The organism is Bradyrhizobium sp. C9 (assembly GCF_002532045.1).
Classification (GTDB): domain Bacteria; phylum Pseudomonadota; class Alphaproteobacteria; order Rhizobiales; family Xanthobacteraceae; genus Bradyrhizobium.
Map to the genome: position 1 here is coordinate 525,449 of NZ_NWTG01000003.1, position 20,404 is coordinate 545,852.

At 65.6% G+C, this 20,404-nt stretch carries 20 protein-coding genes and 1 riboswitch; of the genes, 7 read left to right on the plus strand and 13 right to left on the minus strand.

Translation table 11 applies throughout. The features are described from left to right. Positions 1-149 precede the first annotated feature (149 nt). From CO675_RS10155 to CO675_RS10170, 4 genes are read left to right on the plus strand one after another with little or no spacing between them, the layout of a single operon-like run. Positions 150-1,097: a branched-chain amino acid ABC transporter permease gene (locus CO675_RS10155; protein WP_097671757.1), complete on the plus strand. Its 948-nt coding sequence runs from the start codon at positions 150-152 to the stop codon at positions 1,095-1,097. Then, a complete protein-coding gene (locus CO675_RS10160) occupies positions 1,094-2,386 on the plus strand; it encodes a branched-chain amino acid ABC transporter permease (RefSeq protein WP_097671758.1) in 1,293 nt (430 codons plus the stop codon). Before CO675_RS10155 ends, CO675_RS10160 begins: the two co-directional genes overlap by 4 nt. After that, positions 2,383-3,132, plus strand: coding sequence for an ABC transporter ATP-binding protein (locus CO675_RS10165; RefSeq protein ID WP_097671759.1), 750 nt, complete (start codon positions 2,383-2,385; stop codon positions 3,130-3,132). Before CO675_RS10160 ends, CO675_RS10165 begins: the two co-directional genes overlap by 4 nt. Next, complete coding sequence (locus CO675_RS10170; protein ID WP_097671760.1) at positions 3,132-3,827, plus strand: ABC transporter ATP-binding protein; 696 nt, start codon at positions 3,132-3,134, stop codon at positions 3,825-3,827. Before CO675_RS10165 ends, CO675_RS10170 begins: the two co-directional genes overlap by 1 nt. 78 nt (positions 3,828-3,905) lie before the next feature. Here the strand turns inward: CO675_RS10170 and CO675_RS10175 are convergent, their stop codons facing one another. After that, positions 3,906-4,820 (minus strand): LysR family transcriptional regulator, encoded by a 915-nt coding sequence (locus tag CO675_RS10175; RefSeq protein WP_097671761.1) that lies wholly within the window; start codon positions 4,818-4,820, stop codon positions 3,906-3,908. A 95-nt stretch (positions 4,821-4,915) separates the two neighbouring features. Between CO675_RS10175 and CO675_RS10180 the strand changes: the two genes are divergently transcribed. Beyond that, positions 4,916-5,506 carry a GNAT family N-acetyltransferase gene (locus CO675_RS10180; protein ID WP_245452699.1) on the plus strand — a complete coding sequence of 197 codons (591 nt, stop codon included), beginning with the start codon at positions 4,916-4,918 and terminating at the stop codon, positions 5,504-5,506. Positions 5,507-5,566: 60 nt separating this feature from the next. Here CO675_RS10180 and uca read toward each other — a convergent pair whose 3' ends face one another. From uca to CO675_RS10235, 10 genes are all read right to left on the minus strand, one after another. After that, on the minus strand, positions 5,567-9,109 hold the full coding sequence (gene uca, locus CO675_RS10185) for an urea carboxylase (protein WP_097671763.1): 3,543 nt from the start codon (positions 9,107-9,109) through the stop codon (positions 5,567-5,569). Between the two features lie 3 nt (positions 9,110-9,112). Further along, a complete protein-coding gene (locus CO675_RS10190; protein ID WP_097671764.1) occupies positions 9,113-9,751 on the minus strand; it encodes an urea amidolyase associated protein UAAP2 in 639 nt (212 codons plus the stop codon). Then, positions 9,748-10,593, minus strand: a complete 846-nt coding sequence (locus CO675_RS10195) for an urea amidolyase associated protein UAAP1 (RefSeq protein WP_097671765.1) — start codon at positions 10,591-10,593, stop codon at positions 9,748-9,750. The genes CO675_RS10190 and CO675_RS10195 overlap by 4 nt, the downstream gene beginning before the upstream one ends. Continuing rightward, positions 10,590-11,423 (minus strand): ABC transporter ATP-binding protein, encoded by an 834-nt coding sequence (locus tag CO675_RS10200; RefSeq protein WP_097671766.1) that lies wholly within the window; start codon positions 11,421-11,423, stop codon positions 10,590-10,592. Before CO675_RS10200 ends, CO675_RS10195 begins: the two co-directional genes overlap by 4 nt. Next, on the minus strand, positions 11,420-12,238 hold the full coding sequence (locus tag CO675_RS10205; protein WP_097671767.1) for an ABC transporter permease: 819 nt from the start codon (positions 12,236-12,238) through the stop codon (positions 11,420-11,422). Before CO675_RS10205 ends, CO675_RS10200 begins: the two co-directional genes overlap by 4 nt. 47 nt (positions 12,239-12,285) lie before the next feature. Further along, positions 12,286-13,359, minus strand: coding sequence for a putative urea ABC transporter substrate-binding protein (locus CO675_RS10210; RefSeq protein ID WP_097671768.1), 1,074 nt, complete (start codon positions 13,357-13,359; stop codon positions 12,286-12,288). Positions 13,360-13,437: 78 nt separating this feature from the next. Further along, positions 13,438-13,548, minus strand: a riboswitch (guanidine-I (ykkC/yxkD leader). A gap of 299 nt (positions 13,549-13,847) precedes the next feature. Continuing rightward, a complete protein-coding gene (locus CO675_RS10220; RefSeq protein WP_097671770.1) occupies positions 13,848-14,492 on the minus strand; it encodes a glutathione S-transferase family protein in 645 nt (214 codons plus the stop codon). A gap of 4 nt (positions 14,493-14,496) precedes the next feature. Next, positions 14,497-15,240 carry an SDR family NAD(P)-dependent oxidoreductase gene (locus tag CO675_RS10225; protein WP_097671771.1) on the minus strand — a complete coding sequence of 248 codons (744 nt, stop codon included), beginning with the start codon at positions 15,238-15,240 and terminating at the stop codon, positions 14,497-14,499. 65 nt (positions 15,241-15,305) lie between these two features. Further along, positions 15,306-16,502, minus strand: coding sequence for a CaiB/BaiF CoA transferase family protein (locus CO675_RS10230; RefSeq protein WP_097671772.1), 1,197 nt, complete (start codon positions 16,500-16,502; stop codon positions 15,306-15,308). A 120-nt stretch (positions 16,503-16,622) separates the two neighbouring features. Beyond that, a complete protein-coding gene (locus CO675_RS10235; protein WP_097671773.1) occupies positions 16,623-17,495 on the minus strand; it encodes a helix-turn-helix domain-containing protein in 873 nt (290 codons plus the stop codon). A 196-nt stretch (positions 17,496-17,691) separates the two neighbouring features. Here CO675_RS10235 and CO675_RS10240 point away from each other — a divergent pair, with 196 nt between their 5' ends. Continuing rightward, positions 17,692-18,258: a TetR/AcrR family transcriptional regulator gene (locus CO675_RS10240; RefSeq protein WP_097671774.1), complete on the plus strand. Its 567-nt coding sequence runs from the start codon at positions 17,692-17,694 to the stop codon at positions 18,256-18,258. 51 nt (positions 18,259-18,309) lie between these two features. Next, complete coding sequence (locus CO675_RS10245; RefSeq protein ID WP_097671775.1) at positions 18,310-19,050, plus strand: SDR family oxidoreductase; 741 nt, start codon at positions 18,310-18,312, stop codon at positions 19,048-19,050. A gap of 33 nt (positions 19,051-19,083) precedes the next feature. Here CO675_RS10245 and CO675_RS10250 read toward each other — a convergent pair whose 3' ends face one another. Both CO675_RS10250 and CO675_RS10255 read right to left on the minus strand, forming a co-directional pair. Beyond that, the gene (locus tag CO675_RS10250) at positions 19,084-19,761 is read right to left on the minus strand and encodes a hypothetical protein (protein WP_143278934.1); all 678 of its coding nucleotides are present in this window, start codon (positions 19,759-19,761) and stop codon (positions 19,084-19,086) included. Between the two features lie 79 nt (positions 19,762-19,840). Further along, positions 19,841-20,380 (minus strand): invasion associated locus B family protein, encoded by a 540-nt coding sequence (locus tag CO675_RS10255; RefSeq protein WP_097671777.1) that lies wholly within the window; start codon positions 20,378-20,380, stop codon positions 19,841-19,843. Positions 20,381-20,404 lie beyond the last annotated feature (24 nt).

A 20,404-nucleotide genomic window follows, 5' to 3' on the forward strand; every position in this document is an offset into this window, starting at 1 on the left:
GTCATTCCGGGATGGTGCGCAAGCACCAGACCCGGAATCTCGAGATTCCGGGTTCGCTCGCTGATGCGAGCGCCCCGGAATGACGGTAAGTTCATTTCATCGACAGGTTATTGATCACGTGAACCGTTCCAGTCTCAAGCGGGTGCGCCGTGGCTGAGCTCATCGTCATCTCGACACTCAACGGCGTGCTGTTCGGCATGCTGTTGTTTCTGCTGTCCAGCGGGCTCACCGTCATCTTCAGCATGATGGGCGTGCTCAACTTCGCGCATGCGAGCTTCTACATGCTGGGCGCGTTCTTCGGCTTTCAGCTCACCCGCTGGATCGGCTTCTGGCCGGCGCTGGTGATCGCACCGCTCCTGGTCGGCGTGGTCGGCATGGGCGTCGAGCGCTACGGCCTGCGCAACACCCACAAGCACGGCCATGTCGCCGAGCTGCTGCTGACCTTCGGACTCGCCTTCGCCATCGAGGAAATCGTCTCGATGATCTGGGGCAAGAGCCCGGTCGACTATCGGGTTCCGGCGGCACTCGACTTTCCTGCCATCACCGTGTTCTCGACCAACTACCCCGCCTACAAGATCTTCATGCTGGTGGTCTCGGTCGTGATCTTCATCGCGCTGCTGGTCACCTTGAAGCGGACGCGGGTCGGCCTCATCGTGCAGGCCGCGCTGACCCATCCTAGCATGGTCGGCCATCTCGGCCACAATGTCGGCCGCGTCTTCATGCTGGTGTTCGGCGTCGGCAGCGCACTGGCGGGCCTTGCCGGCGTGATCGCCGGTCCCTCGCTGGTGACGCAGTCCGACATGGCGGCGCTGCTCGGCCCGATCCTGTTCGTCGTCATCGTGTTCGGCGGCCTCGGCTCGCTGCCAGGCGCCTTCATCGCTTCGCTCCTGATCGGGCTGATCCAGACTTTTGCGGTCGCACTCAATGGTTCGCTCGCCAGCGTGTTCGGGCCGCTCGATCCGAGCCTCGGCGCCTCGCCGCTCACCGACATCTGGAACGTCACGATCGCGCAGATCGCGCCGATCCTGCCCTATCTGCTGCTGGTGCTGGTCCTGATCTTCCGCCCCATGGGCCTGTTGGGGACGCGCGAGTCATGAGCAACGCCGCTATCCCCACCTCCGCCGCGGCCAAGGAAGAGTCCGCCAGCGCCCTCAGCTTCTATGGCATCTGGCTGATCGCAGCCGCCGCACTCGTCGTGCTGCCGCTGATCTTCTCCTCCGGCGGCTCGCTGACCTCGTTCAGCCTGATCGGCATCGCGATCATCTTCGCGCTGTCCTACAACATTTTGCTCGGCCAGACCGGCCTCTTGTCGTTCGGCCACGCCGTGCAGTACGGCCTCGGCGGCTTCCTTGCCGTCCACGCCATGAACGCGGTCGCGAGCCACAACTGGCCGATCCCGCTGCCGGTGATCCCGCTGGTCGGCGGCATCGGCGGCATGGCCTTCGCGTTGCTGGTCGGCTGGGTCATGACCAAGCGTGCCGGTACCGTGTTTGCGATGATCTCGCTCGGCATCGGCGAACTGGTCGCCTCGTCGTCGCTGATCCTGCGCAGCGTGTTCGGCGGCGAATCCGGCATCACCACCGACCGCACCTCGCTGATGCCGCTGTTCGGCTGGACTTTCGGGCCGCAGATCCAGGTCTATTACCTGATCGCGTTCTGGGTGATGATCTCGGCCATCGCGATGTACGCGCTGACCCGCACCCCGCTCGGGCGCATCTGCAACGCGGTGCGCGACAATCCGGAACGGGTCGAGTTCATCGGCTACGATCCGCATGTGGTGCGCTACCTCGCCTACATGTTCGCCGGCTTCTTCGCCGGCATCGCCGGCGGGCTGACCGCGATCAATTTCGAGATCGCTAACTCCGCCTATCTCGGCGCGACCCAGTCGGGCCTCGTGCTGTTCTCCGCTTTCATCGGCGGCACCGCCTATTTCTTCGGGCCGATCCTCGGCGCCATCCTGGTGACTTATCTGCAGCTCGGACTGACCAACGTCACCTCGGTGTGGCAGCTCTATTTCGGCATCATCTTCATCGCCATCGTGATGTTCGCGCCGGGCGGCATCGCCGGCATTTTGATGAAGCACCGTCCGCTGATCCGCGCCGGCACGCTTCGTTTCGTGATCCCGTCCTATCTGGTCGCGGCGATCCCGACGCTGGCGCTGGCGCTCGGCATCATCCTGACCATCGAGACCGTCGCGCGCTTCTCCGGTGGCGACGCCATCAATCTGTTCGGGATTCCGTTCGCCGCGACGGCGCCGACGACCTGGGTGACTGCTGCGGTTCTGCTCGTCGGCGGCTTCCTGGTCGCGCGCATCACCTGGCGGCGCATCGCCGAAGCCTGGGATCGCGCCGCGACGGTGGCCCGTGATCGGGGGTATCTGGCATGACCGCAGCCATCCAAGTCAACGCCGTCGAGAAGAGCTTCGGCAATGTCCAGATCATCCGCGACCTCAACCTGAGCGTCGCCAAGGGCGAGCGTCACGCCATCATCGGCCCGAATGGCGCCGGCAAGTCGACGACGTTCAACCTGATCTCCGGCCATATCAAGCCGACCTCGGGCGAGATCCGGCTCAACGGCGAAGTCACCTCGGGCCTGCGGCCGTTCGAGATCAACCGGCGCGGGCTGTCGCGCTCGTTCCAGGTCACCAACGTGTTCGCCCGCATGACGGTGTGGGAGAATGTCCGCTGCGCCGTGCTGTGGGCGACCGGCCACCGCTACGCGTTCTGGAAGAACGTCGACACCCTGCCCGAGGTGAAGCAGCGCACCGCGCAGATCCTCGACGAGATTCATCTCAGCCATCGCCGCGACGTGCCGGCGGGCTTGCTCACCTATGCCGAGCAGCGCGAGCTCGAGATCGGCATCACGATCGCCGGCGGCGCCAGCGTCATCATGCTGGACGAGCCGACCGCGGGCATGAGCCACGCTGAGACCGAGCGCGCCGTCGCGCTGATCCGCCGTCTCACCGAAGGACGCACGCTCGTCATCGTCGAGCACGACATGAGCGTGGTGTTCGGCCTCGCCGACCGCATCTCGGTTTTGGTCTACGGCCACATCATCGCTTCCGGAACGCCGGAGGAGATCCGCGGCAATCCGAAGGTCAAGGAAGCCTATCTCGGCGAGGAGGTCGATTGATGCTCGAGGTCAGGAATCTCCACGCCTATTACGGCAAGAGCCACATCCTGCAGGGTGTCGATCTCGATATCGCCGCCGGCGAAGTGGTCAGCCTGCTCGGGCGCAACGGCGTCGGCCGCTCGACCACCGTCAAGGCGATCATGGGCGAGGTGCCGCCGCAGGGCACCATCCGCTTCAAGGGCAAGGACATCGCCGGCCTGCCGAGCCACAAGATCGCCCGCCTCGGGCTCGGCTATGTGCCCGAACATCGCGACATCTTCCCGAGCCTGACGGTGCGCCAGAACCTGATCCTCGGTATCAAGGACCCGCGTCGCCCCGGCAAATGGCGGCTGCAGGAGATGCTCGACATGTTCCCCAACCTCGCTCGCCGCGCCGACACGCCGGCCGGCGTGCTGTCGGGCGGCGAGAAGCAGATGCTGACCACCTGCCGCACGCTGCTCGGCGACCCCGACTTGATGATGATCGACGAGCCGACCGAGGGCCTCGCGCCGCTGATCGTGCAGCAGGTCGGCGAGCTGATCGCGCGGATCGCCAAGGCCGGCGTCGCCATCCTGCTGGTCGAGCAGAAGCTGTCGATCGCGATGAAGATCTCGAACCGCGTCTACATCATGGGCCACGGCCGCGTGGTGTTCGAAGGCACCCCCGACCAGCTCAAGTCCAACGCCGCCATTCGCGAGGAATGGCTGGAGGTGTGAGGCGGGGTTCCCCGCTAGCAACCAACGGCGGCTGGTCACGGGACAACGCGACATCCGGGTAATGCGGCCCGGATCGGGTCAGGCCGGAGCGCGGGCGGGCTTCCTGTATTCCGCGGTCTCGGCGCGAACCAGGTCGCAGAATTCGAGCGCAAGACGGCTGCGCGGCCGTTGCGACGGAAACAGCAGCACGGTGGTGAGCTCCAGCCGCGGCTTGAACGGCTTGAGCACGATCCGGGTGCTGGCAAAATCCCGCGCCACGACGGGATCGACGATCGAGAAGCCCAGCCCCTGCGCAACCAGCGCGCAGCGCTGCATGCTGTACTGAATCTCGGCCACCGTTCTGACCTCGGCCCCGGCGTCTTCGAAGGCGCGTTCGAGGCGCGATCGGTGCGGCGCGCCCGGGGCCGGCGCAATCATCGCCTCGCCGTGCAGGTCTCTTGGCATGATCAATCGCTTGGAGCGCAGCCGGTGCTGGCGCGGCAGCACACAGATGGCGTCGGTCGTCATCAGCAGCTCGTCGTCGACCGCTGCAAAGCCCGACTGGGGTCGCGCCAGCCCGACATCGCACTGGCCCGCAGCAACGAGACTCCAGACCCGTTCAGGGCTATGCACGGCGACCGACAGCATGATGCCGGGGTTTTTCCTGGAGAAGTTGCTGACGATCCGCGGCATCAACGAATAGGTGAATGCCGGAAGGCAGGCGATCCTCAGCGTCCCGCTGCCCCGCGCGCGAATGCCGCGCGCCGCACGCGCCAGATACTCGAGCCCGGCCTGGTTGCGCTCCACCTCATGCAGGAAGATCTCGCCTTCCGGCGTCAACGTGACGCCACCGCGTCCGCGTTCGAACAGCGCGAAGCCGATCTCGCGCTCCAGTCGCGCGATGGCGCGACTGACGAAGGGCTGCCCGATCCGCAGGCTCAGGGCGGCCTTGGTGATTCCGTTGTGACGCACGACCTCGCGAAACAGGTCAACGTGTCTCGGATTCAGGGACATGACCAATCTGCATATGAACTGCCATTCCGGTCATTTGACGGCATGTTGGTTCGATGCGTCAATAGGGCATGCAATTCGTAGACAGTCATGCCGCCTTGGCCACCGACCGCATCCTGCTGGCCAGGATCCACGGTTCCGAGATCTCGCGGGTCAAGCTGCTCGGGGACGCCGGCATGCTTCGGCAGCTCGATCGCGGCGGCTCCGGCCAGGCGGCGACCGCGCGCATGGCAGCCACGCTGAGCTGTGCGAACGACACGGCCGCATTCGCGATCGAGGACGCCGGGTCAGGCGACATCATCGGCCTTACCGCTTTCGCGGCGCTCGAGCCGGACGAAAAGCGGGCGAGGCTTGCGCCGATCTGGAGCAGCGGACGGTTGGACGAGGTCCTGCTCATCAGCCACGTCGTGCATCTCATGACGCGGTATGCCTTCGAGGTGCTCGCCGTCGAGCGGGCCGAGGTGCATCTGGATTGGCGGCAGCGGCGTACGCTCGAGCTCTACACCGGCCTCGGCTTCCGCTGCGAAGGACGGCTTCGCGCCTATTTTGCCTGCGATCAAGGTCCATCCGCCGACGCTGCCGTCCTCGGCGTGGTACGCGCCGGATGGCCTGCCATCGCCGACCGACAGCGCCGGCTCCTTGCCAACGAGGCGTGGCACTGTCGGCTCCCGTCCGATCGTCCTCCATAGCGCCATCACGGGGACAGGACCGCAGCAGATCGGCACGAGAGGCTCGTGACGCGGCCGAATCTACTCCGGCCGGATCAATGCCACGACATCGCCCGCGCGCAAGGTCTGGCCGGGCTTGACCGGCACCGACGCAATGCGGCCCGCGCGCGGCGAATGCACTGATATCTCCATCTTCATGGACTCGATGATGGCGAGCACGTCGCCGGCTGCGACCACGGCGCCCTCCTCGGCCAGGATCTTCCAGATGTTGCCGGGCACCTCCGAGAACGCGCCGACCTGGCCGTCGGGAATGCCGGTCGAGACGGCACTCGCGTCGATCAACTCTGCGGGCGCCTCGTCGAGCTTCATCTCGCGCCAGCGCTGGCGCTCGGCATCGAACGCGGCCTGTTGCGTCGCCTTGAATGCCGCGATCGACGGCCGCACGTCGGCCAACGTCTTGGCATAGTCGGCATAGGAGAACTCGCCCTGCTCGATCCTGATGTCGTACTGCCCGTGCGGGAATGCGGCGCGCGCGTCCAAGAGCTCATCGGCATCGACCGGGAAGAAGCGGATCTTGTCGAAGAACCGCAGCAGCCACGGATGACCCGGTTCGAACACTTTCGTGGTGCGCCATGTGTTCCAGACCTGGATGGTGCGGCCGAACAGCTGGTAGCCGCCCGGCCCTTCCATGCCGTAGATGCACATATAGGCGCCGCCTATGCCGACCGCGTTCTCCGGCGTCCAGGTCCGCGCCGGGTTGTATTTCGTGGTCACGAGGCGATGCCGCGGATCGAGTGGGGTTGCCACCGGCGCACCGAGATAGACGTCGCCGAGGCCGAGCACGAAATAATCGGCGTCGAACACGATGCGGCGAACATCGTCCTCGCCGCCAAGCCCGTTGATGCGCCGGATGAACTCGACATTCGACGGACACCACGGCGCATCGGCGCGGACCAGCTCCTGATACTTGCGCATCGCCAGCTCAGCCTCTGGATCCCGCCACGACAGCGGCAGATGCACGGTCCGGCTCGGCACCCGCATGGCGTCGACCGGCGGCAATTCGCGTTCGATCCGCCTGAGCACGTCGAGCAGCTTCGTTCGCGACAGCGCCGTGCCGTCATAATGGATCTGCAGCGAGCGAATGCCGGGCGTCAGATCGATCAAGCCGCCGAGTTTTGCTTCCTCGAGCGCCTGCGCCAGCACATGGACGCGCAGCCGCAGCGCGATGTCGAGCTCCATCGGACCGTATTCGACCAGCAGATTGTCGTCGCCGGCGCGCCGATAGACCACCGGGATCGGGCCGTCATCATGGCGCCCGACGATGGCCGAGCCGAGCTCGGGCGCGCGCAACACGGTGGGGCCGACAACAGGATCGTCGCGTCGAGCCGGAACGAAGCGGACGGTGTCGCCGGGCCGGAGCTGGCCGACCTTCCAGAGCTCGTCGCGCGCGACGACCGCCGGACAGACGAAGCCACCGAGACTCGGTCCGTCCGGCCCCAGAATGATCGGCATGTCGCCGGTGAAGTCGATCGAGCCGACCGCATAGGCGTTGTCGTGGATGTTCGACGGATGCAGCCCGGCCTCGCCGCCATCGGCGCGCGCCCAGCGCGGCTTCGGACCGATCAGCCGCACGCCGGTCCGCGCACTGTTGAAGTGCACCTCATAGCTCGACGCAAACAGCGTTTCGATGTCCTCGTCGAGGAAGAAATCCGGCGCGCCATGCGGGCCATAGACCACGCCGATCTGCCACGCCGAAGTCAGCTCCGGCCGCTCGTCCTCCGCAGCGCGCCGCGGCGCGGCAAGGCTCGGCGGCTCGGCGCCGACATGCAGCACGTCGCCGGCCTTGAGCGAGCCCGTCGCATGGCCGCCGAACGCGCCGAGCGCGAACACGGCGCGCGAGCCCAGAATCTCGGGCACGTCAATGCCGCCACGCACGGCGAGATACGCGCGCTGGCCCGGGCCCCTGATGCTGCCGATGACGAGCGTCTGGCCGGCGCGCACCGCAACCGGCTCGTCATACGCGACGTCGACGCCGTCAAGCGACGCCTTCATCTGCGCACCCGCAAGCGCGACGATTGCATCGGTGTTGAAGCGCAAGGTGGGTCCGTTGACCGTCAGCTCCAGCGCGGTCGTGGTCTCCGAATTGCCGACCACGCGGTTGGCGAGACGAAACGAGCGCTCGTCCATCGGCCCGCTCGGCGGCACGCCGACATGCCAGAGATGCAGGCGGCCGGGCAATTCCTGCACCCCGCTCTGCGCACCCGGTGCGACGACGTCGATGGTGCGTGGACGATAGGCGAACGCGCCGAGCACGCTGGTCGCGACCTGACCGCTGCGGAACACGTCGGATGCGGCGATCGCACGCAGATAATCCAGATTGGTCTCGATGCCGGCTACGACAGTGCCATCCAGCGCCTGCGTGAGCTTCGCGATCGCGGCCTCGCGCGTCTCGCCCGAGACGATGATCTTGGCCAGCATCGGATCGTAGAACGGCGACACCTCCGTGCCGGTCTCGATCCAGCCGTCGATCCGCGCGTCCGTCGAAAAACTGACCTGCGTCAGCCGGCCCGCGCTCGGGCGAAAGCCCGCGCCCGGATTCTCGGCATAGAGCCGCACCTCGATCGCCGCGCCCTTTGGCGCCAGCGTGCCGGCCTGGCCGAGCACGTCCTCGCCGGCTGCCTGCCGGATCATCCATTCGACCAGATCGACGCCAGTGACCTGCTCGGTGACGGGATGCTCGACCTGGAGCCGGGTGTTCACCTCAAGAAAGTAAAAGTCCTCGCGCGCGACGTCATAGATGAACTCCACCGTGCCGGCGGATTCATAAGCAACTGCCTTGCCGAGCGAGACCGCGGCCGCGTGCAGCCGCCGCCTGATCTCGGCGGAGAGTCCGGGCGCCGGCGTCTCCTCAAAGACCTTTTGGTTGCGCCGCTGCAGCGAGCAATCGCGCTCGCCGAGCGCGACCACATCGCCCTTGCCGTTGCCGAAGATCTGCACCTCGATGTGGCGGGCCTGGGCAACGAACCGCTCGAGATAGACCCGGGCATCGCCGAAGCTCGCCCGCGCCGTGCGCTGCACCGATTCGAACCGCTCGCGCAGCGTTGCCATGTCGTGGCAGAGCTGCATGCCGATGCCGCCGCCGCCCGCCGTGCTCTTCAGCATCACGGGAAAGCCGATCGCTTCGGCCTGTTGCACCGCCTCGTCGATGGTCTCGAGCAGGCCGGAGCCGGGCAGCAGCGGCACGCCGCTGCGCTCGGCGATCTCGCGCGCGCGGTGCTTGAGGCCGAAGGCGTCGAGATGCTCAGGCCGCGGCCCGATGAATTTGATGCCATGCTCGGCAAGCCGCTCGGCAAAGCGGCGGTTCTCCGACAGGAAGCCGTAACCCGGATGCACCGCCTCGGCGCCCGTCGCGAGGCACGCCGCCATGATCGCATCGGCGTTGAGATAGCTCTCGGCAGCCGGCGCCGGGCCAATGCGTACCGCCTCGTCAGCCTCCAGCACCGGCCGGGTGAAGCGGTCGGCGTCGGAATAGACCGCGACCGAGCCGATACCCATGCGGTGCAATGTCTTTCCGATCCGCCCGGCGATCTCGCCGCGGTTGGCAATCAGGACCTTGCTGAACATGCCTCACGCCTCCGGCTCGAAGATCGTGACCTGTACCGGCGTCGGGAAGAAGCCGTTGCAGGGATTGTTGATCTGTGGGCAGTTCGAGATCAGGCACAGCACGTCCATCTCGGCGACCAGCTCGATTGCATCGCCGGGCTTGGAGACGCCGTCGACCACGGTGAAATTGCCGGCGGGATCGATCGGCACGTTCATGAAGAAGTTCAAATTCGGCACGATGTCGCGCTTCGACATGCCGTATTTCGCAGCCTCGATCACGAAATTCTCGCGGCAGGCGTGCTGGTAGCGGGTCTGGTGCCCGAACCGCACGGTGTTGCTCTCGCAGGAACAGGCGCCCGCCGACGTATCGTGCAGGCCGCAACTGTCAGCGGTGACGCGCAACATCACCCGGCCCTCGTTGGACATGATCCGGGTGCCGAGCCCGACATAGGCCGAGCCCTGCGCGCGCAGCGTATCCTGCCCGCTGTAGCGCTCCTGATAGTCGTCCGCACGATAGAACAGTGTATCGACCGCCTGCTGGCCATGGGTGTCCGTAATCCGCAGCGTCTGGCCCTTGCGGATAACGGCCGACCACGGCTTGCGTGCGGGAATTTCCGCGTCCAGAACGATCCGGCCGCGGGTCTGGGCGGATTGCACGGTCATCGCACGGCTCCTTCGCTCGTCTCGCCGAGATACAGCGCATTGTTCTCATAGGCTCGGATCGCCTCGGCCGTCGCGGTGCGGCACAGATCATCGGCCGCGGGCTTGGTTGCGCGGTAGCGCACGACTTCCACGCTCGCTCGCGGATAGCCTTGCGCTGGATCGAGCGGATGCGGACAGTTCGACAGCGCAATCAGCAGGTCCATCTCCGCGCGCAGATCGACGAAATCTCCCTTTTGCCGGCGCGCGCCGGACCAGACAAACTTGCCGTCCGCGTCGATCGCGACCGGTGCAAAGAAGCAGACGCAGGGATGGACGTCACGGCGATCGAGCCCGAGCTTGGCCGCGGCGAGGATGAAATTGTCGCGCGTGTTGCGGTGATTCCCTTCGCCGTATTTCGCGAGGTTGGTCGCAGCCGTCGAGCCGCCCACTACGGCATCATGCGCAGCGCTGCTGTCCTCGGTGATGCCAAGCAGCGCGCGGCCCATATCCGATAGCAGCACGCGGCCCTTCTGAAGCCGCGCCGCCCACTGCACCTTGATGGTGTCGGCGTGGTTGAGCCGCTCGGTGGCGTCGGCGCTGTTCCAGGCGAGCAGGCTGACGGTCGATGTCCCCGACGTATTGACGATGCGCAGCGTGTCGCCGCGGTTCAGCCGGGTGGTCCAGTACCAGCCGGCCGGAATCACCTCGCGATGGATGATCGCATCGGCGGCGATCGGCGCCGCGTCGCGTGCGGTCGGCGCCGGCAGCGCCCGCGGCGCGTGCTCCTGCCCTGCCGATTTCAGCTCGTTGTAGCGCCTTGTATGCGCCGCGATCTCGGCCTTCTGTTCCTCTGTGAGGATCATGGTTGCTCCTTCAAGACGAGAGCGCCGGGCCGTCCCGGCTGATGCTCCTGGTCTGACCGGGTCGTCCCGATCGGAGCTGGTTGAACTGATGACCGCGGCTCCGCGCTGCGGCGTGGGAAGATCTCGAGGTCGCGCGACACGGTGGCGCCATAACGCTCGCGCTCTTCGGGCCGGTTGCGCGACCGCTCCAGCGCGATCACCCGCGTCGCGAGCCCGAACGCTTCGCTGAGGTCGTGCGTGACCATCACGACCGTCAAATGGGTCTCGTTCCAGAGCCGCTTCATGAGCAGATGAATGTCGGCGCGGATGCCCGGATCGAGCGCGCCGAACGGCTCGTCGAGCAGCAGGATCTTCGGCCCACGCATGATCGCCTGCGCCAGCGCGAGGCGCTGCTGCATGCCGCCCGACAGCGCGGACGGATACTTGCCCTCCTGACCGGCGAGCCCGACTTCCGCGAGCAGCGCCATGGCGTCGTCGGTGGCGGCGCGGCGCGCGGCGCCGAACAGCCGGGCCATGAATTTTGCGTCACGCAGTTCACGGCCGAGCAGGACGTTCTGCAGCACGGTCAGATGCGGAAACACCGAGTAGCGCTGGAACACCACGCTGCGATCGGCATCCGGCTCGCCGGGCAACGGCTTGCCGTCGACCAAAATCTGCCCGCGGCTCGGTTGCTCCTCTCCGAGCAGCATCCGCAGCAGCGTGGTCTTGCCGCAACCGGACGGACCGACCAGCGCGATGAAGGCGCGCGGCTCGACCTCCATCGTGATGCGCTCGAGCACGATGTGGTCGCCATATTCCTTCCAGACGTCGTCAAACCGGATCGCGCTCATTCCGCCCTCACCGAGGCAAACCAGGGAAACGCCTTGCGTTGCAGGACGCGCAGGCCGACATCGATCAGGAACGCCAGCAGCGTGATCCAGGCGACGTAGGGGATGATGACGTCCATCGCGAGATAGCGGCGCACCAGGAAGATCCGGTAGCCGAGCCCGGAGTCGGATGCGATCGCTTCGGCCGCGATCAGGAACAGCCATGCGGGCCCCAGTTGCAGCCGCAGCACGTCGATCAGCCGCGGCAGGGTTTGCGGCATCGCGACACGCAGCGCGATCTGCCAGGTCGAGGCGCCGAGCGTCTGCGCCTTGACGATCTGCTCACGCGGCAGCTCCTGCACCTTCATGGCGAGGTCGCGGATCATACAGGGAAGCGTCCCGATCACGATCAGCGCAATTTTCGAATTCTCCCCGAGGCCCATCACGATGAACAGGATCGGCAACAGCGCCAGCGGCGGCACCATCGAAGTCACCGACACGAACGGCCCGAGCAGGGCATTGGCGCCCGGCAACAGTCCGATCACGATGCCGAGCACCAGCGCCGCCACCGTCGAGATCGCCAGCGCCGACCCCAGCCGCCCGAGGCTGGCGACGGTGTCGGACGCCATCAGATAGCTGCCGGTGCGCGGATCGACCTCGAACGCCATCTGCTTGACCGCCTGCACCATGCTGGGCAGCGCCGGCAGCAGCTTGTCGTTCGGGTTCTGCGCGAGCCGCGCGCTGGAGCCGGCGAAGTAGGCGATTGCGACCAACAGGAACGGCAGCGCGAGCAGATAGAATCGCGTCTGCCGTCCCGGCCGTATGTTCACAAGTCGCATCGTCGGCTCCTGTCTGAGGACGGCGTTGTGCGGGTCAGAGCTTGCCTTCAGAGCTTGCCCTTGGCGGCTTCGTCCATATAGGTCGGGTCGAAGCGCAGCTTGACGTTCGACTTGTCGCCCAGCACCGACTTGTCGGCGAGCTCGATCCCGACGGCGTCGGCGGATTTTGCGCCCTTGCCCAGCAGGTCCTTGTCGAACAGGAACTTGCGGACGCGGTCCATGGTCACGCCGATGGTCTTGCTGCGCGTAAAGGCTTCGGCGTCGGTTGCCTTGTCGAACAGCTTGGTGGTCGAGAGCTGGCTGTCGAAACCGGCGAGATCGGTGCCGGAGGCCTTGGCCATCGCCTCCTTGGCGGCCTTCGCGGCGGGATCGTTCGCTGTCATCCTGGAGAGCGTCTCGTACCAGATACCGACCAGCGCCTTGGCGAAATCCGGATTGTCCTTGGCGACCGCGGTGTTCACGACCATCAGGTCCATGATCTCGCCGGGGATCTGCGAGGAGTCGAACACCTTCTTCGCATCGGGCGAGCCGAGGATTTCCGTCACGATCGGATTCCAGGTCACGACCGCGTTGACGTCGGGCGTCTTGTAAGCCGCCGCGATATCGGCATCGGAGGTATTGACGACCTTGACGTCCTTCTCGCTCAGCTTGCTGGTCTCCAGCGCGCGGGCCAGCAGATAGTGCGACACTGAGAACTCGACCAGGTTGACCGTCTGCCCCTTGATCGCGGCGAGATCCGACTTGTTCTTGAGGATCACGGCATCGTTGCCGTTGGAGAAATCGCCCATCACGACCGCGGTGGTGTCGACACCGCCTGCCGCCGGAATCGACAGCGCGTCCATGTTGGTGATGGTGACGGCATCATAGCCGCCGGCGGTGTACTGGTTGATCGATTCGACGTAGTCGTTGAACTGCTTGACCTCGATCGTGATGCCGTATTTGTCGGCCCACTTCTTGACGATGCCGGTGTCGGCCGCATAGCCCCACGGCATCCACCCGACATAGATCGACCAGGCGACCTTGAAGCTTTTCTTCGGTGCGGCGTCGGCGACGGATGCGGCCGCGAGCACGATCGCGCAGCCGGTGACAACAGAGCGGAGGAAGATAGAGAACTTGTTCATTGCCGATCCCTCTTGCGAAACTTCACAAAAAGGGACTGGCGAAAAGACCATCGCTCCGCCAATCCCTTGGCTAACGAGGTCTCCCGGGCTTTTATCCCGCCGTGCACCTGCGGGGATGTCTCCCCCGCAAGCGGCTGCTCTCGGACCAGCACCTTGCTTCGCAAGGTCGGAACCCTAGCGGCCAACTCAGCGCCATTGATGCACGAGGCGTGCCACAGCACCGACGTTTGAATCTCATGAGATTTTTCGGCGCGTGCGGCGCGGCCGCGAAAGCGCTCTGCTTAAAAACTGCGCAGGCCTGCCCAGAATTGGCTCTGTCATTCCGTCACCGGCGTCAGCAGGATGCCTGCTATCGCTGATGTCGAGGGGATGTTCGATGCGGATGCTCTTGAGGGCCCTTTGGCGCGGGCTGCATGGCCGCTACGGCCTGACGCCGCGATGCGATGTCGACGGTCCGGCGAGGACCAGGCTCTGACGCGCGTGACCGGTCAGCTCTTCACGGTATTGATCGCGACACTTTCCTTGTAGGCCGGCCGTGCCGTGACGCGGTCGAGATAGGGCGTTGCGACCTCGCACACACCGACACCGTAGTCGATGGCCCAGACCAGGCAGGTCGTCAGCAGGATATCCGCACTGGTGAACTGATCGCCCATCAGATATTGGCGGCCGTCCGACAAAGCGACTTCGACATGGCGGAGCTGCTGGCGGAAATACTCGGCCGCTTTCACGACCACATCAGGAGCATGGCCGTAGATGTGGGCGAGGCCCTGGACGTCATGACGGCGCATTACATAGAGGCTGGTCGAGTCGAGCTCGGCCACGATGAAGAAGCACCATTCCAGCCATCGCGCAAAGTCGCGCTCCTCGATGGGAACGAGCGAAATGTTCGGGTTGGAGTAATGGCGCGCGAGATAGGCGACGATCGCCGCACTCTCCCCGATCGTGAAGTCGCCGTCCTGCAGCAGGGGAATCTTCTGCCGCGGATTGAGCAAGGTGTATTCCGGCGTCTTGGTCTCGCCCGAACGCGGCAGGATCGGCTTGCAATGATAGTCCAGCCCCAGTTCGTGCAACGCCCAATGGGCCCGGATCGTCCGTGATGTCCCCACTCCCCATAGCGTCAGCATCTCCGGCATGACGTCACCATTTCTCGACGGAGGGACGCAGATCCAGTTCATGGCTCCATCCGTCGCGGCTCTGCTGGTGCACGAACCAGTAGGCCTCCGCGATCGAGGACGTGCGTGTCAGCGTGTCCGGCGGGATCTCTGATGCGTCGACGCCGGTGGCGGCCTTCATCCGCTGGTGGATGGCCGGGCTGTCGACACCGGCATCGATCAACAGATGTGCGACATGGATATTCTTGGGCCCGAGCTCGCGCGCCATCGCCTGGGCGACCGCGCGCAGGCCGAACTTGGCGGACGCGAATGCGGCAAAGCCGCTGCTGCCCCGCACGCTCGCGGTCGCGCCGGTGAACAGCATGGTGCCGCGGCCATGCCGCAGCATGTGCCGGGTCGCCTCGCGTCCGACCAGGAAGCCGGCGAAGCAGGCGAGCTCCCAGGCCTTGAAGAACAGTTTTTCGCTGGTCTCATGCAGCTCCTTCTTGACGTTCGAGCCGGCATTGAACAGGCAGACCTCGATCGGCCCGATCTCGCGTTCGACCCGCTCGCACAGCTCCTGCACCTCGGTCTCGCGCCGCGCATCGACACTGAGCGCACGCACCCGGCTTCCAGCGGCGGTCAGTTCCTCCACCAGCGCGCCCGATTTCGCCGCATCGCGCCGCGCGATGCAGACGGTGTAGCCGCCGGCAGCGAAGCGCCGCGCTACTGCAGCGCCGATCGCATCGCCCGCGCCCACCAGCAAGGCAGTCTTGTTCGTCTCGGCCATAGGACATCTCCCACCGACGGCAGTTGTTTTGGTTCAGCAATGGTGACGTTGCGTCGCGCGGTTGCTCAAACCGCACGCACGGCCTTCTGCTCGATCATCTCTGCGATGGCGGCTTCGCCGTAGCCGAGGTCGGACAGCACCTGTCTCGTATGCTGGCCGATGCGCGGGGCTGGGCCGCCGATCGCGGCGGCGTCGACCTCGAAACGCGCAGCAGGTTTCGGCTGCCGCACCGTGCCGACGCCGGGCTGCTCGAGCTCGGCGATCAGCCCGCGGGCGACCACCTGTTCGTTGGCGATGATTTCACCGCGCCGCAGGATCGGCGCGCAGGGCACGTCAGCCGCATCTAGCCGCGCCAGCCATTCGGCCGTGGTGTGCCTGCCGATATAGTCCTGCATCTTGTTGATGCGCGCCGTTGCGTTGACCGAGCGCGAAGCCGGCGTGGCGAAGCGTTCATCTCTGGCCAGCTCCGGGTCGCCGGTCGCCTTGCAGAAGCCCTGCCACTCGGAATCGGAGATGGTGCCGCAGGTGAGGTATCCGTCCGAGGTCTGGAACACGAGATCGGGCCGGTCGTTCGGATCGGCCGTCGCCTGCTCGCGGCCGACCACGGTGTATTGCATCATGCCTTCCGGCCAGAGATAGGCGATCATCGCGTCGAGCATCGCCACCTGGATATGCTGGCCGCTGCCGGATTTTTCCCGCGCGTAGAGTGCCGCCGTGATCGCCTGCGCGGCATAGACCGCCGTCGTCTTGTCGGCCACGATGGTCCGGATCATCTGTGGACGGTTGGTCACCGGCTGCGCCTGGATGTCGCAGAACCCCGACAGGGCCTGCACGATGGGATCGTAGACGCGCTTCTTGGCGTAAGGCCCGTCTTCGCCGACGCCGCTGATCGAGACATAGATCAGCCGCGGATTCTTCTTGCGCACCTCGTCCGGACCGAGCCCGAGACGCTCCATCGTGCCGGGCCGGAAATTCTGCACCAGCACGTCGGACTGCATGACCAGCTTGGCCAAGACATCCCGGCCGGCGTCGGTCTTCATGTCGATCGAGAGCGAACGCTTGCCGCGGTTCGACGAGATGAACAGCGCCGAGAACTCGCCGGTCTTGTCGACATTGGCCCGGCTGCGGCGGGTGATGTCGCCGCCGATCGGCTCAACCTTCAGAACATCGGCGCCCTGATCGGCCAGAAACATCGTCGCGAACGGGCCCGAAACGACACCGGTCAGATCAAGTACGCGAACTCCCGCCAATGGCCCTGGCATGCTTTGCTTCCTTCTCCAATGCGCGGATGCGACCAAACCCTGAGCGCAACCTCGGCATACGATGGACCGTCCACTGGTGCTTGCGGGAAAGCGCCTCGACTTGCAAAAAAGCGCCGAAACTCACGCCCGGCCCTGCTGCCGGAACACCGACGGGCTGACACCCGTGACTTGCCTGAACGTCGACGAGAAATGCTGGGCGTGGCTGAACCCCGATGCCAGCGCGATGCTGGTCAAGCTCTCGTCGGTGTCGCTGAGGCGACGCTTGGCGGTTTCGATGCGCAGGCCGAGCACATAGCGATGCGGGCTGGTGCCCGTGCTCTCCTGGAACGCGCGCAGGAAATGCCGCTTGCTCAGGCCGGCAACATCGGACAGTGCCGACAACGAGATCGTCTCGCCAAGATTGGCCCGGATGAACTCCTCGATCCGCCGCAGCTTGAGCGCCGGCAGTCCGCCACGGCTCGGCGCCTTCGCCGGTTCCGCGCTGCGCGACAGCCGCGCCATGTGGGCCAGTGCCTGGCTGGCCCAGCCTTCGGCGAACAGATCGAACAGATTGTCCGGCGTGGTCGCTTCCTGGCAAAGCTCGGAGAGACCGCGACAGAGCTGGTCGTGGCCGAACGCAATCGCCGACGTTTCGATCAAGCCGTTGAGACGATTCTGCACGAACTTCGGGTCGAGGAAGACGACGACATAGTCGAACGCCGGCCCGACCGACCACTCGCCTTCGATCTCGGTACCGGCCGGGAACAGCGCGAGATTGGCCGCCCTGGAGAACTCATATTCGACCGGACGGCCGTTGATCGTGGCCTGCAATCGCGAGCAGCCGTTGCGGAACCAGAACAACGTCAGTTCGGGCTGGCGGAAGTGCCAGTTCATGCGGGGCCGCGAGGTCCGGCTGAGCAGCTCGACCCTGATCGGCTCCGATCGAGCGATGACGGACGACACCAGCTCACCGCCGACCTTGCGGACAAACCGCTCCGGACGCGCTTCCTCCATGGGACATCTCCTCCGCGTATGGCACGGATGGTAAGTTCCAAATCAGAATTGACTATTCGCGGCCAGAAATCCAGCCCTTTGATGGCTGATCGCCAAGATGTTAGCGGGCCGTTACGGAGGTCATCGGGGGCATGCGCACGCGACCGTGACGTCAGTCATTCTTGACTGATCGTTCCAAATCCGCCATGTTCAGGCAATGGCAAGACCGAAGGAATTCATTGCGGAAGAGGCGCTCGATGCCGCGATCGGCGTATTCCGCGAGCACGGCTATGAGGGCACGTCGGCGGAAATGCTGGTGCGGACGCTCGGGATCGGCCGGCAGAGCCTCTACGACACGTTCGGCGACAAGTGGCAGCTCTATCTCGCCGCGGTGCAGCGCTACGCCGCGCGGGAGACCGAGGCCCATTTGTCAGCCTTGGCAAGCGAGCGGCGCGCGGTCGACGGCCTCCGCGTCATGGTCGAGCGCGTGGTGGATGACGCAGCGGAGGCGTGTCTTGGCGTCAATTCGATCTGCGAATTCGGCACCGGCAAGCCTGAGCTTGCGGCTATTCGTGACAGTGCGGGACGCGCGCTCACCAGGGCCATCGTGGGGAGAATTCGCGAGGCTCAGGCAGAGGGCGATGTGGCGGCCGACATCGACCCGTCGAGCGCAACCGAATTCCTCCACGCATCCTTCGCGGGGATCCGGGTCGCCGCCCGCGGTGGCGCCGGCCAGCGGCGATTACGAGCACTCGGACAGCTGGCGCTGCGCGCACTGACATGATTTTTTTGGCCAATTTTGGAGTGAACATTCCAATAAAAAGGAGATACGGAAATGATCGACACGACATCGGAGAGACCACGTACCGCCCTCATATTCGGTGGCTCGCGAGGGATCGGCGCCGCGATTGCCAAGCGCCTTGCGGAGGAGAGGTTCTCGGTCGCCCTCACCTATGTGAGCAGGCCCGACAAGGCACGCGAGGTGTGCGATGGGATTGCCCGGGCCGGAGGCAAGGCAATCGCGATCCACGCCGACAGCGGCGATCCCGCCGCGATCCGCCGCGCCGTCGCGAAGGCCACCGATCAACTCGGACAGCTTGATATCGTGGTCATCAATGCGGGCGTGCTTCGCCTCGGATCGATCGAGTCATTCAATCTCGACGATCTCGATCTGCTGCTCAATGTGAATATTCGCGGCGTGTTCCTGGCGATGCAAGCCTCCGCGGCTGCCATGCGCGACGGCGGGCGGATCATCACGATCGGAAGCAACACGGCCATCAGGACCGGCGCCGCCGGCGGCAGCGCCTATGCAATGACGAAGGCGGCGGTTGCCTCACTCGTGAAGACCGCAGCGCTCGACCTGGCCCCGCGGCAGATCACGGTCAACAATCTGCAGCCGGGGCCGACGGCAACGGACATGACCGCCGGCATGGCCGATTGGCTGAAGGAGAGGATTCCGTTGCGCCGCCTGAACAGTCCAGACGACGTCGCATCGGCGGTCTGCTTTCTGGCAGGCACCGGCGCGAGCCTGATCACGGGCACCAGCATCACCATCGACGGCGGCTACGTTCTCTGATCGAGCGGCGTCACGTATACGAGAAGGGCCGCGTTATCCCGCGACCCGGAGCGCGGTTACCGCGACGCAGGCGTTGCCGAACGGAATCAGCACCACCTGCGCGCCGTTCGGCAGCGCGATCGTCGCGAGGTCACCGAGCGTACCGTTCTGCCCGCTGAGCTTGGCGAGCTCGGCTGCAACTGTCGGGCAGCTTTCCGGGCTCGGCGTCACCCGCACCAGATTGCCTTCGCAGGACGACCCGACCGGCGCGGCAAACACGATGCCGGCGGCGCGCTGGGCAGCGCTGCCCTGGGGCGCCTGATTTGGTGCGAGCGCGACCAGCGACTGCACCGAATGCGAATTGCCGGCCTTGGCATCCCACTGCGACTGCGCGGTGTAGTTGGAGTTGGTCGCGAGACCGCGGCCGAGCAACCCGAACAGATTGGCGCAGGTCGCGATGTTGCCCTGGCGAGCATGATCGTCGAACACGGTCGGTTGCTGCCCGGCCTGCTGCGGCGGAACGGATGCCGCGGCAGCCGGTGGCGTCTGCGCCTCTTGCGGACGCGGTTTGTGCGGCTGCGGCTTTGCAGCGGCGGCAGGCTTCTTGGCCGGCGCGGGTACGGCCGGCTGCAAGGGTACAGGTTGCGTTTGCTGCGCGTAGACCACGACGCCGGCGGCACCGAGCGCGGCCACGACGACCGCAACAAAGATCAATCCAAGGGTGCGCCGCATCGACAATCCGTCCTTTTCACTTCGCACATCAGTTTCGAGCCGGACGTCGGAATTCCAGATCCGCATGTCCGGCCCCGCTTCATTTCAGCTTCGCCAGTACGCCGGACAGTCCGTCGAGCGGCGCCTCCAGCACGATCGGCCCTGCCTGCGGAAGCGGATAGGACACCAGGCACGGCGTCGCCGCGCGGATGTGCCGCCTCAGCACATTGCCGATGGCGATCGTGGCAAAGCAGAAATTGGCGTCGCAGCGATCGGTCTGCGCGACGATGCGGTCCGGACTATTGCCCATCGCGAGCTCGATCTGGGCGCCGACGCCGGCGGCTGCGGGAATCCGCATCGCCATCAGCGGCTTGCCGTCGGCGGTCGCAATCAGCGACCAGTTGAAGGCGACCGCGCCCTGCGCGTTGACGATCGACTGCGTGATGTTGCAGACCCGGCGCTTCGATTTCAGGCTCTCGTCGCAGATCAAGGTCCAGTTCTTGAACGGCTGGATCATCCGCCTGAACTCGCCGAGCGTCTCGCCTTCCGGCACCATGACGTCGGACGGCTTCACGCTGTAGGCAGGCGGCGGCGCGCCCTGCGCGGCCGCGCTCGCTGCCGCGCAGAGCCAAATCGCCAAAGCCAGACACGCCAGCCGCCTCGT

Bases quoted from the DNA above. Each gene is read 5' to 3' on its own strand.
- CO675_RS10190 (WP_097671764.1), bottom strand. From the start codon at position 9,751: ATGACCGTGCAATCCGCCCAGACCCGCGGCCGGATCGTTCTGGACGCG.
- CO675_RS10245 (WP_097671775.1), top strand. From the start codon at position 18,310: ATGATCGACACGACATCGGAGAGACCACGTACCGCCCTCATATTCGGT.
- CO675_RS10175 (WP_097671761.1), bottom strand. From the start codon at position 4,820: ATGTCCCTGAATCCGAGACACGTTGACCTGTTTCGCGAGGTCGTGCGT.
- CO675_RS10170 (WP_097671760.1), top strand. From the start codon at position 3,132: ATGCTCGAGGTCAGGAATCTCCACGCCTATTACGGCAAGAGCCACATC.
- CO675_RS10195 (WP_097671765.1), bottom strand. From the start codon at position 10,593: ATGATCCTCACAGAGGAACAGAAGGCCGAGATCGCGGCGCATACAAGG.
- uca (WP_097671763.1), bottom strand. From the start codon at position 9,109: ATGTTCAGCAAGGTCCTGATTGCCAACCGCGGCGAGATCGCCGGGCGG.
- CO675_RS10235 (WP_097671773.1), bottom strand. From the start codon at position 17,495: ATGGAGGAAGCGCGTCCGGAGCGGTTTGTCCGCAAGGTCGGCGGTGAG.
- CO675_RS10250 (WP_143278934.1), bottom strand. From the start codon at position 19,761: ATGCGGCGCACCCTTGGATTGATCTTTGTTGCGGTCGTCGTGGCCGCG.
- CO675_RS10160 (WP_097671758.1), top strand. From the start codon at position 1,094: ATGAGCAACGCCGCTATCCCCACCTCCGCCGCGGCCAAGGAAGAGTCC.
- CO675_RS10220 (WP_097671770.1), bottom strand. From the start codon at position 14,492: ATGCCGGAGATGCTGACGCTATGGGGAGTGGGGACATCACGGACGATC.
- CO675_RS10200 (WP_097671766.1), bottom strand. From the start codon at position 11,423: ATGAGCGCGATCCGGTTTGACGACGTCTGGAAGGAATATGGCGACCAC.
- CO675_RS10165 (WP_097671759.1), top strand. From the start codon at position 2,383: ATGACCGCAGCCATCCAAGTCAACGCCGTCGAGAAGAGCTTCGGCAAT.
- CO675_RS10230 (WP_097671772.1), bottom strand. From the start codon at position 16,502: ATGCCAGGGCCATTGGCGGGAGTTCGCGTACTTGATCTGACCGGTGTC.
- CO675_RS10240 (WP_097671774.1), top strand. From the start codon at position 17,692: ATGGCAAGACCGAAGGAATTCATTGCGGAAGAGGCGCTCGATGCCGCG.
- CO675_RS10205 (WP_097671767.1), bottom strand. From the start codon at position 12,238: ATGCGACTTGTGAACATACGGCCGGGACGGCAGACGCGATTCTATCTG.
- CO675_RS10225 (WP_097671771.1), bottom strand. From the start codon at position 15,240: ATGGCCGAGACGAACAAGACTGCCTTGCTGGTGGGCGCGGGCGATGCG.
- CO675_RS10210 (WP_097671768.1), bottom strand. From the start codon at position 13,359: ATGAACAAGTTCTCTATCTTCCTCCGCTCTGTTGTCACCGGCTGCGCG.